This window comes from Okeania sp. SIO3B5 (genome assembly GCF_010692555.1).
Lineage (GTDB): Bacteria > Cyanobacteriota > Cyanobacteriia > Cyanobacteriales > Microcoleaceae > Okeania.
Genome location: NZ_JAAHHG010000018.1, coordinates 71,373 through 82,109, shown reverse-complemented (window position 1 = coordinate 82,109; position 10,737 = coordinate 71,373). Strand labels below are relative to the sequence as shown.

Sequence of the window (10,737 nt, the reverse complement as noted above, 5' to 3'; positions counted from 1 at the left end):
ACTTATAAACAGGACTTACGCATAAACGCTATTGGTAGTAGCGCGTCTAGGCTAAAATTGTGGGTAAAATTAACTCTCTGATCCCCCCCAACCCCCCTTGGAAAGGGGGGAGAGGTCTATATTTTCGCTCCCCACATTTTCAAACTTGACGCGCCAGTAGGGTGTGTTAGCGGTAGCGTAACTGAGCGACACCCTATATCTATTGTCAATGCGTAAGTCCTGATAAATCAAAATCAAACTCAAGGAAAAAAAAGCTATAGCACTACCCAAATAGGGCACAAACATTTATAAATGCTCAAAGTTAGTCATATCATGTCCGGTTGAATAATTAGACTTTGGTGGAAGGAAGGCAGGAGGCAGGAGGCAGGAGGCAGGAGGCAGAAGGTTTTCTCAAGAGTGTCACCTTTATTTTATACACGCTCCGATGCTACCGGACATGATATCAGGGATGACTTCTGATTTCTAATTTCTAACTTTTAACTTTTAACTTTTGACTTCTGATTGACTTTTGACTTCTGATTGACTTGCACATAGCACTATAACTGCTGATTGCTCAGTGCTAATAGCTAGAAATAAGAAAGGAGAAAAATATATGGACTATCAAGATTTACTCGACATTGCCGAAACAGAAAAAAATAGACAAAAAAGCATTCGAGTTCACTGCTGCACATCTACAGGTTGTCAAGCGGCTAATTCTGTAGATGTAATGAAAAATATGAAAAATGCAGTTAAAACAGCAGGGTTGGAAGAGCGTGTCGAAGTAGTAGGAGTAGGTTGTATGGGATTTTGCGGACGCGGTCCCCTGGTACAAATAGACCCCGACGACACCCTCTACGAAGAAGTAGAACCCGAAAATGCTGCCAGTATTATCGACGCACTCAATGGCGGTACCACCGAAGTTATTAAAGGCGATCCTCAACACCCATTCTTTTCTCATCAACTCCGCATCGTCAGGGAACACACAGGAAAAATTAATCCCGAACGCATCGAAGAATATGTCGCCGTCGGTGGATATCAATCTCTGTACCATGCGTTACATGAAATGACTTCCGGTGAAGTCGTGGACGAAATTACTCGCAGTGGTTTGCGCGGTAGGGGTGGTGGAGGTTATCCCACTGGTTTAAAATGGGCAACCGTCGCCAAAATGCCAGAAGGTCAGAAATATATTATCTGCAACGGTGATGAAGGAGATCCAGGGGCATTTATGGACAGGAGTGTATTAGAAAGCGACCCCCATTTAGTATTAGAAGGAATGGCGATCGCTGGTTATGCTGTGGGAGCAAATCACGGTTTCATTTACGTCCGTGCTGAATATCCCCTCGCCATCCAACGGTTACAAAAAGCCATTCAACAAGCAAAAAAATACGGACTCTTGGGTAGTCAAATATTCGACTGTCCTTTTGACTTCAAAATTGATATCCGCATCGGTGCTGGTGCATTTGTTTGTGGGGAAGAAACCGCCCTCATTCAATCAGTGGAAGGTAAACGTGGCAACCCCGTACCCCGTCCGCCATATCCTGCTCAGTCTGGACTTTGGGGATATCCAACCCTCATTAATAACGTGGAAACTTTTGCCAACATTGCCCCTATTCTGAAAAGAGGTGCAGAGTGGTACGCGAGTATTGGTACTGAAAACAGCAAAGGCACAAAAATATTTGCCCTCACAGGTAAAGTTAGAAATAACGGTTTAATTGAGGTACCAATGGGAATTACTCTGCGGGAAATTGTTGAAGAAATGGGAGGTGGTGTTCCTGGTGGGGAAGTGAAAGCGGTACAAACAGGGGGACCTTCCGGTGGGTGTATTCCTGTTTCAATGCTCGACACTACTGTAGACTATGATTCTCTCAGCAAAGTTGGTTCGATGATGGGTTCAGGTGGCATGGTGATTATGGATAAGGAAACTAGCATGGTTGAGGTGGCGCAGTTTTACATGGAATTTTGTCGTGGTGAAACTTGTGGAAAATGTATTCCTTGTCGCGCTGGTACGGTGCAGTTATATGCTTTGCTGACGAAAATTTTGAATAAACAGGCGACTGCTATTGATCTAGAAAGGTTGGAGGAGTTGTCTTATGTGGTGAAAGATACTAGCTTATGTGGTTTGGGAATGACTGCACCTAATCCGGTTTTGAGTACGTTGCGCTATTTTAAGCAAGAATATCTAGATTTATTGCAGGAGTCGGAGTTTTCCAGCAATGGTAAAGTTGTAACTGCTGCTAATTGAAGAAGGAGTCAGGAGTCAGGAGTCAGTAGAGAAGAAGGAGTAAGTAAAATACTAACTCCCTAAATATTTAAGTGGTTTATAAGAGTTGAAAAGCTCTGTAATTTTACTTTTAATATCAAGTTGCACTAATTAACCACAATATAAAAAGATGAAAAAGATGGCATACTTCTTAAGAGTCATCTTAAGATGACTTAAATTATTAGTCAAGGATTGAAATCCTTGGCGAGTCATGTCATCCGCCAAGAAATAAATTTCTTGGCTCACAGTAGAAGTCATCTAAAGATGACTAAAGATAGTTAACTTAATTATGGCTAATTAATGAGACTTGATATAACAAGAAGTGCAATACCAAGCGTGAAAAAATAATGCTTAACTTAGGTGAAACTTCAATTATTAAGTAATTAACACAGGCGGAATGACTTTTTTGGTAATTAGCACGCCAGTTATCGTTAATTATTCTTATGTTTACTACTCCCCTACTCCCCTACTCCCCTACTCCCCTACTCAATAAATTGTAGAAAACACTTATCAAATTGGTATAATATTAGGAGAAAAAAAATATGTCAGTAAAAACGTTAACTATTGATGGCAATCAAATTGCAGTTGAGGAGGGAACTACTATTCTTGAAGCTGCTAAGGAAGCAGGGGTTCATATTCCTACTCTCTGTCATTTGGAGGGAGTTACGGATATTGGTGCTTGTCGGTTATGTATGGTAGAAGTTTCTGGGGCGAGAAAATTATTGCCTGCTTGCGTGACTGAGGTTGCCGAGGGAATGAAAATTCAGACTCAAACTCAGAAGTTGCAAGAATATAGACGGATGTTGGTGGAATTGTTATTTTCTGAGGGCAATCATGTTTGTGCGGTTTGTGTTGCGAATGGGAATTGCGAATTGCAAAATATGGCAGTAGAGGTGGGGATGGATCATACTCGGTTTCCCTATCGTTTCCCAGATCGGGGAATGGATCTATCTCACAAGCAGTTTGGTATAGATCATAATCGTTGTATTTTGTGTACTCGCTGTGTGCGGGTTTGTAATGAAATAGAGGGAGCGCACGTTTGGGATGTGGGAAGTCGTGGTGCTGCTTGTTATATTGTTTCTGGTTTGAATCAACCTTGGGGAGAGGTGGATGCTTGTACTTCTTGTGGTAAGTGTGTGGATGCTTGTCCCACTGGTGCAATTTTCCGTCAAGGGGCAACGGTAGCTGAAATGGAGCGCGATCGCTCTAAGTTGGAATTTTTGGTTAATGCTAGGGAGAATAAACAATGGACAAGGTGAATGAATTTAGAATTTAGAATTTAGAATTTAGAAGTCAAATAAAAGGTGTTTTAGAGCAACTCTTGAAATACAGTTAGAGATAAAACTACCTATTCCCTATTCTACCAATTTGAAACATCCTGAAATTACTGTAGCGTCAAAGTTTTTAAGCTATAAAATCATAATGCATGACTTTTGACTTTTGACTTTTGAATTCCGTGAAATGGTACTCCCTAATTAAAGGTATTAATTATGTCGAAAAAAATAAAATTTGCCACTGTTTGGTTAGCTGGATGTTCTGGCTGTCATATGTCGTTTCTCGACTTAGATGAATGGTTGTTTGAACTGGCGAATCATGTCGAGGTTGTTTATAGTCCGGTGGGAAGTGATATTAAAGAATATCCAGAAAATGTAGATGTTTGTTTAGTGGAAGGAGGTATTGCTAATCAGGATAATTTAGAAATAATTTTTGAGGTGAGGAAAAAGACTAAAACTTTAATTTCTTTTGGTGATTGTGCTGTTACTGCTAATGTGCCAGCTATGCGAAATATGTTGGGTGGTACGAAACCTGTTTTAGAAAGAAGTTATTTAGAGTTGGCAGATGAAAATAAGCAATTACCAAATGCGCCGGGAATTGTACCAGAATTACTTGATAAAGTTCGACCAGTGCATGAAGTTGTTCCAGTGGATATTTTTATGCCTGGATGTCCGCCTTCTGCCGATAGAATTAAGGCGACTTTAGAACCTTTATTAAAGGGTGAAATACCAAAAATGGCAGGTCGAGAAATGATTAAGTTTGGGTAAAAGAAGGAAGAATTAATTAATGGATAATTGATAATGGATAATTGATAATTACCTCTGGTTAAAACCGTTACGGAATTGAATATAAGGAAATATTATTTCTTTGTTTCCCCTTAAAAGGGGAAGCTTTAAACCAGAATTATTTAATTGTTAATTATTAATTATTCGGTAAGAAGGAAGAAGGGAAATTATAGCGAATTTCATCTCACTTAGGTACATTACTAGCGGGCAAGATGCCCGCACTACATATATTTCAACGTTAATATTTGTACATCACATACTTAGAATTTGCTGTATTTTACCCCAGTGCGAGCGTCTCGCTCGCCTCCTATAATAATTTACTTAGCTGTAATATGAAATAGAATAATCAACATCTTAAAGAAATAAGATATCAACAGGACTTACGCAAAGACACTGTGTATAGAGTCCAGTAACTATTGGACAATAGTTATGAGTACTATATATAGCGTATCTGCGTAAGTCCTAATCAAGAGATGCTGAAATGAAAAATTCCTTTCCTTTTACCTTCATAATAATGACAAATTTTAACGCTAACCTACACATCTTCTTGTTGAGTTGCACTGTCGCTTAACCCAACCTATTCAAAAAAAGCTGATGAAAATACGCAAAATTAGTCTAATTTTAGCTGTTGTATCCTGTGGAATTTTAATACTTTTATCTCTATTAAATACTCCCCAGTCTTTAGCTACTCAACAGGCAAGAATTTCTCAGATTATTGATGGAGATACTTTAGAAGTTACTATGTCACAATGTCGCATTCCTTGGGAAGGAAATTCACAATTATGTCGTCTACAACTTGCTTGTATTGATGGGCAAGATTATGGGGATAGTCCGTTTTTTGAGGCTGCCAAAAGTAGACTTGAAACACTGATTCCTAGAGGTACAATAGTATTAGTAAGCGATACAGGGAAAAGTAGTCGTCAGCGGATAGTTTCAGAAGTATTTAAAGATAATACTTCCATTAATTTACAACTGGTTAGTGAAGGAAAAGCTTCTCTTTTCTGTAAACATCTAAAAGATACTTGCCCTAGTTCAAAAACTGCTTATTTGAACGCTCAAAATTCTGCCAAACAAGCAGGTTTAGGTATCTGGAATTCTCGACAATATTGGAGAAAAGCCCGCGTTTGTAATTAGAATAAAACTGATAAACAAAGTAGAGGTGGGTTTGACAAATAAATTTTATAATCTTCTCAAAACCTAGAGTTGAATTTTAAGAGCTTGGGTTTTGCTTCCTCAAGCAAAACTACTAAAATCACTTTCCTATTTACTTTTAATTAAGGACAAATTTTAACTCTAACCTACACATCTTTTTTGTTGGGTTGCGCCCTCGCTTAACCCAACCTACTCAAAAAAATATGATAAAAATACGCAAAATTAGTCTAATTTTAGCATTCATATCCTGTGGAATTTTCATACTTTCATCTATCCTAAATACTCCCCAGTCTTTTGCTAATCAACAGACAAGTATTGTTAATATTGTTGATGGGGACACTGTAGATATTGCAATGCCACAATGTCGAGTTCCCTGGAAAGGAAATGCACAACTTTGTAGAATTCGTTTAGCCTGCATCGATACTCCAGAAAGAGGAGAAAAACCTTTTTTTGATGATTCCAAAAAGAGAATTTCAGAATTGTTACCTATTGGAACAAGAATCACTATTAGAGATACAGGTGATACTAGCTACAATCGCATGGTGGCAGAAATATTTAAAGATAATACTTCCATTAATTTACAAATGGTTAGAGAAGGTCAAGCTGCTCTGTTTTGTAAATATTTGAATAATACTTGTCCTAATTCAAAAAATGCTTATTTGAACGCTCAAAATACTGCAAAACAAGCAGGTTTAGGTATCTGGAATTCTCAACAACCTTGGGAAAAAGCTCCCACTTGTAAATAGAAAGAAATCAATTGTTAAATCAAGCAAACAAACTGCCAAAAATTCATCAGCAAAAATCATAAATTTATCAACTAAAGGAGAAAATAAATTATGTCTAAAACAATAGTTATTGACCCAGTAACTAGAATCGAAGGTCATGCCAAAATATCAGTAATATTAGATGATGCAGGAGAAGTATCCGACTGTAGATTTCATGTTGTAGAATATCGTGGCTTTGAAAAATTTTGTGAAGGGCGACCTTTTACAGAAATGGCAGGAATAACAGCTAGAATTTGCGGTATTTGCCCAGTAAGTCATTTATTAGCTTCTGCTAAAACAGGGGATAAAATTCTCGCAGTGCAAGTTCCTCCCGCAGGAGAAAAATTACGTCGAATGATGAATTTAGGGCAGTTAACTCAATCCCATGCTTTAAGTTTTTTCCATCTTAGTAGTCCTGATTTTCTATTAGGTTGGGATAGCGATCCAGCTAAACGAAATGTCTTTGGTTTAATGGAGGAAAATCCAGATTTAGCTAGGGCAGGAATTCGACTTAGGCAGTTCGGTCAAACTGTCATAGAATTGTTAGGAGCAAAAAAAATTCATGCTGCTTGGGCGGTACCTGGTGGTGTACGTTCTCCCTTATCTGAAGAGGGACGAGAATGGATAAAAAATCGTCTCCCAGAATCTTTTGAAACTACTAATACTGCTATTAGTTTATTTAAGGGTTTGTTGGATAACGAATTAAAAACTGAAGCTGAAGTTTTTGGTAAGTTTCCATCATTATTTATGGGATTAGTTGGTGCAAATGGTGACTGGGAACATTACGGAGGAAAGCTCAGGTTTACTGATAGTGAAGGTAATATTGTTGCCGATAATTTAAGCGAAGATAATTATCAGGAATTTTTAGGGGAAGCGGTAGAAAGTTGGTCTTATTTGAAATTTCCCTATTACAAACCAATGGGTTATCCTGATGGAATTTATCGTGTCGGACCTCTTGCTCGTTTAAATGTTTGTTCTCAGATAGGTACAGAAAAAGCAGACCGAGAATTAAAAGAAATGCAAGAGCGGGTAGGTGGTGTTCCTACTTCTTCTTTCTTCTATCATTATGCTCGTTTGATAGAAATTATTGCTTGTTTAGAAAGAATTGAACAATTGATAGATGACCCGGATATTGTTTCTCCTCGTACTTGCGCTACTGCTGGTATTAACTGTCTGGAAGGAGTGGGAGTTAGTGAAGCGCCAAGAGGTACTTTATTCCATCATTACAAAGTAGATGAAAATGGAATTATTCAGAAAGTAAATATGATTATTGCCACTGGTCAAAATAATCTGGCAATGAATCAAACTGTGACTCAAATTGCCAAACATTATATTCACAATAATCAAATTCCAGAAGGAATGTTAAACAGAGTTGAAGCAGGTATTCGAGCTTACGATCCTTGTCTGAGTTGTTCGACTCATGCAGCAGGTCAAATGCCATTACATATTCAATTAATTGCGGCAAATGGCAATATTTTAGATGAAGTTTATCGGAATTAAAAGAAGTCAGAAGGAAGAAGGAAGAAGGAAGAGGGAAGAAGGAAGAAATGTATCAATATAAAATCAGCATCCTAGAAGTATCAATAGGGGTAAAAATTTCCAACTCCCTATCCCCAAAAATACAACATATTCCAAGTATATGAAATACAGAGATTAACAATTAAATAAATGCAAGTGCGGACATCTTGCCCGCCATGGATATATCTCACCCTTAATGGAATCTGCTGTATCTTTATTTTTGTTTTTTATTGATAGGAAATATTGACTTCTGACTTCAGCTATACTCACCTTATTCTTAGATGCAGTTTATTGCAATTGAAAGAAGGAAGAAGGAAGAAGGAAGAGGGAAGAAGGAAGAAATGTATCAATATAAAATCAGCATCCTAGAAGTATCAATAGGGGTAAAAATTTCCAACTTCCTATCGCCAAAAATACAACATATTCCAAGTATATGAAATACAGAGATTAACAATTAAATAAATGCAAGTGCGGGCATCTTGCCCGCGATGAGTTTATCTCACCCTTAATGGAATCTGCTGTATCTTTCTTTTTGTTTTTTCTTGATATGAAAGATTGACTTCTGACTTCAGCTATACTCACCTTATTCTTAGATGCAGTTTATTGCAATTGAAAGAAGGAAGAAGGAAGAAGGAAGAAGGAAGAGGGAAGAAGGAAGAAATGTATCAATATAAAATCAGCATCCTAGAAGTATCAATAGGGGTAAAAATTGCCAACTCCCTATCCCCAAAAATACAACATATTCCAAGTATATGAAGTACAGAAATTAACAATTAAATAAATGCAAGTGCGGGCATCTTGCCCGCGATGAGTGTATCTCACCCTTAATGGAATCTGCTGTATCTTTATTTTTGTTTTTTATTGAGAGGAAAGATTGACTTCTGACTTCAGCTATACTCACCTTATTCGCTGTTAAATTTTTGTCTTTATTCTCTTGACTCTTTCTTACTAACTATTTTTATACCAAGTGTAAAAATAGAATGCTATACTTAGGTGAAACTTCAATTATTAAGTAATTAACACAGGCAAAATAACCTTTTTGATAATTAACGCCAATTACTGTTAATTATTCTTATGTTTAGTTCTCCCCTACTCCCCTACTCCCCCACTCCCCTACTCCCTTACTCCCCTACTCCCCTACTCCCTTACTCCCCTACTCCCTTACTCCCCTACTCCCTTACTCCCTACTCCCTACTCCCTAATAAAAAAATGAACTATGAAAAAAGAAAATTTATATCTTTGTATGGGTTCAGCTTGTCATCAACTAGGAGTTTATGAAGTATTACCAAAACTTCAAAGTATGATTAGCGAATATCACCTAGAAGACAAAATAGAATTAAAAGGTTCATTTTGTTTAGAATCTTGTAGTGATGGAATTGTAATGAAATACAAAAACCAAGTATTCATCAAAATTAACCCCGAAAATATTGAACAAAAATTCCAATCAGAAATCTTACCCACTATTAATAAATCAAAGGAGTAAATTATCTTGACTAACGAAAAAAATCTCTGGCAAATTCTTTGGGAATATGACCCCAATGGCTTAATTGTTGTTGACACCCAGATGAATATTACTCTAGTTAATCCAGCATTTTGTAAAATGTTTAATGTCAATCAAACAGAGATTATTGGTAAACCAGCATCTATAGTTTTAGAAGATTTAGCAGACTTTCAAAAAGTCTGGGAAAAAGATGAAGTAATTCGAGGAAAAGAAAAAAAATATCAACCTGAAAATCAAGCAAATTCTGAAGCAGATATTCTATATGTGAAAGAAGTAATTTTTCCCATTCGTGACCAAAATTTAATTGCTTGTATTATGGTTGATATTACCCATGAATGGCAACGAAAACAAGAAATGATTAATCTGAGAAACGAAACAGTTAGTAAAGTAAATGAAGTAGTCGATCATCAGATGAAAGTAGTGCAAGAAATTGCTGGTTTATTAGGAGAAACAACTGCAGAAACAAAAGTCAGTTTATTAAAAATTATCAAAATGGTAAATCAAGAAACTCTCTAATATAGCAGGGAACAGGGAACAGGGAACAGGGAACAGGCAATAGTGGGAAAAATATTTCCCTATCTAAGGTTTATTATCCGCATAAGTCCTAACTAACCCACTCTTTGCTATAAAATCTCCAGTTTAATATTAATTATGTCTGTGAAAATTGGTAATAGATAATAAACTGAAAACTGACCGAAAAATTGTGGTCTTAAGCCTCCTATTTTAAGAGGATAAAAAAAGAATATTCCGTATTTCAAGCCTCCTTATTGCAGAGGTACTGATAACTGATAACTGATAACTGATAACTGATAACTGACCTATTCCCTGTTCTCACAACTCAAATAAGATTGATATAAATGGAAAATTTTTTAGATATTTACAATTTTAGCCTCAATAAAAAAGGCGAAGAATTATGTGGCGACCAAGTTAAATTCCGCAAAGCCGAAAATAAAACTATTATCGTTTTGTCTGACGGTTTAGGCAGTGGAGTAAAAGCTAATATTCTAGCCACTTTAACCACAGAAATTTTGATTAATATGTTGAATACTGATGATGTTTCTTTAGAAGATGTAATTGAAACAGTCATCGGTACATTACCTATTTGTCAAGTTAGAAAAATTGCCTATGCTACCTTTACCGTAATTCAAATTAACCACAAAAATAATAACTTTTTAGTAATTAACTTTGATAACCCTCCCGTTTTATATTTTAAAAAAGGTAAATTAGTTCAGTTAGAAAACAAAACCGAAAAAATACTAGATAAAAAAATTATTTTCTCTGAAGGCAAACTAGAAAAAGGTGATTTTTTAGGAGCTATTAAGTAGTAAAATTTCACAGATAAATGTGCTTTTTCATACATTTTTCTCCCAAAAAAGCCGAACTAAGACTTACCCATAATTTGTCAGTTTTGTCAAGTTTTATGTTAAGAAATATGTGGGTAAAGCATAGCTTAATAAGGGGGGAACCGCTTGAAAAGAGGGGAGCTTTCAAAGTCCCCCTTTT

12 protein-coding genes are annotated in these 10,737 nt (G+C 36.6%); 11 read left to right on the top strand and 1 reads right to left on the bottom strand.

Annotated elements, in window-relative coordinates:
* The first annotated feature begins 592 nt into the window (after positions 1-592).
* Complete coding sequence (locus F6K54_RS04245) at positions 593-2,221, top strand: NuoF family protein (protein ID WP_293074921.1); 1,629 nt, start codon at positions 593-595, stop codon at positions 2,219-2,221.
* A 129-nt stretch (positions 2,222-2,350) separates the two neighbouring features.
* Here F6K54_RS04245 and F6K54_RS04240 read toward each other — a convergent pair whose 3' ends face one another.
* Complete coding sequence (locus F6K54_RS04240; RefSeq protein WP_293074918.1) at positions 2,351-2,497, bottom strand: hypothetical protein; 147 nt, start codon at positions 2,495-2,497, stop codon at positions 2,351-2,353.
* Positions 2,498-2,781: 284 nt separating this feature from the next.
* Here F6K54_RS04240 and hoxU point away from each other — a divergent pair, with 284 nt between their 5' ends.
* From hoxU to F6K54_RS04190, 10 genes are all read left to right on the top strand, one after another.
* A complete protein-coding gene (gene hoxU / locus F6K54_RS04235; protein ID WP_293074915.1) occupies positions 2,782-3,498 on the top strand; it encodes a bidirectional hydrogenase complex protein HoxU in 717 nt (238 codons plus the stop codon).
* 231 nt (positions 3,499-3,729) lie between these two features.
* Positions 3,730-4,281 carry an oxidoreductase gene (locus F6K54_RS04230; protein ID WP_293074913.1) on the top strand — a complete coding sequence of 184 codons (552 nt, stop codon included), beginning with the start codon at positions 3,730-3,732 and terminating at the stop codon, positions 4,279-4,281.
* 612 nt (positions 4,282-4,893) lie between these two features.
* Positions 4,894-5,433: a thermonuclease family protein gene (locus tag F6K54_RS04225; protein WP_293074911.1), complete on the top strand. Its 540-nt coding sequence runs from the start codon at positions 4,894-4,896 to the stop codon at positions 5,431-5,433.
* Between the two features lie 221 nt (positions 5,434-5,654).
* A complete protein-coding gene (locus tag F6K54_RS04220) occupies positions 5,655-6,197 on the top strand; it encodes a thermonuclease family protein (RefSeq protein WP_293074908.1) in 543 nt (180 codons plus the stop codon).
* A gap of 90 nt (positions 6,198-6,287) precedes the next feature.
* On the top strand, positions 6,288-7,715 hold the full coding sequence (locus F6K54_RS04215; protein ID WP_293074905.1) for a Ni/Fe hydrogenase subunit alpha: 1,428 nt from the start codon (positions 6,288-6,290) through the stop codon (positions 7,713-7,715).
* Between the two features lie 299 nt (positions 7,716-8,014).
* The gene (locus tag F6K54_RS04210; RefSeq protein WP_293074902.1) at positions 8,015-8,170 is read left to right on the top strand and encodes a hypothetical protein; all 156 of its coding nucleotides are present in this window, start codon (positions 8,015-8,017) and stop codon (positions 8,168-8,170) included.
* Positions 8,171-8,336: 166 nt separating this feature from the next.
* The gene (locus F6K54_RS04205) at positions 8,337-8,489 is read left to right on the top strand and encodes a hypothetical protein (RefSeq protein WP_293074899.1); all 153 of its coding nucleotides are present in this window, start codon (positions 8,337-8,339) and stop codon (positions 8,487-8,489) included.
* 460 nt (positions 8,490-8,949) lie between these two features.
* Positions 8,950-9,216: a (2Fe-2S) ferredoxin domain-containing protein gene (locus tag F6K54_RS04200; protein ID WP_293074896.1), complete on the top strand. Its 267-nt coding sequence runs from the start codon at positions 8,950-8,952 to the stop codon at positions 9,214-9,216.
* 6 nt (positions 9,217-9,222) lie between these two features.
* Positions 9,223-9,750, top strand: coding sequence for a PAS domain S-box protein (locus tag F6K54_RS04195; protein WP_366558053.1), 528 nt, complete (start codon positions 9,223-9,225; stop codon positions 9,748-9,750).
* 341 nt (positions 9,751-10,091) lie between these two features.
* Positions 10,092-10,559, top strand: coding sequence for a SpoIIE family protein phosphatase (locus F6K54_RS04190; protein ID WP_293074894.1), 468 nt, complete (start codon positions 10,092-10,094; stop codon positions 10,557-10,559).
* The last annotated feature ends 178 nt before the right edge of the window (positions 10,560-10,737 follow it).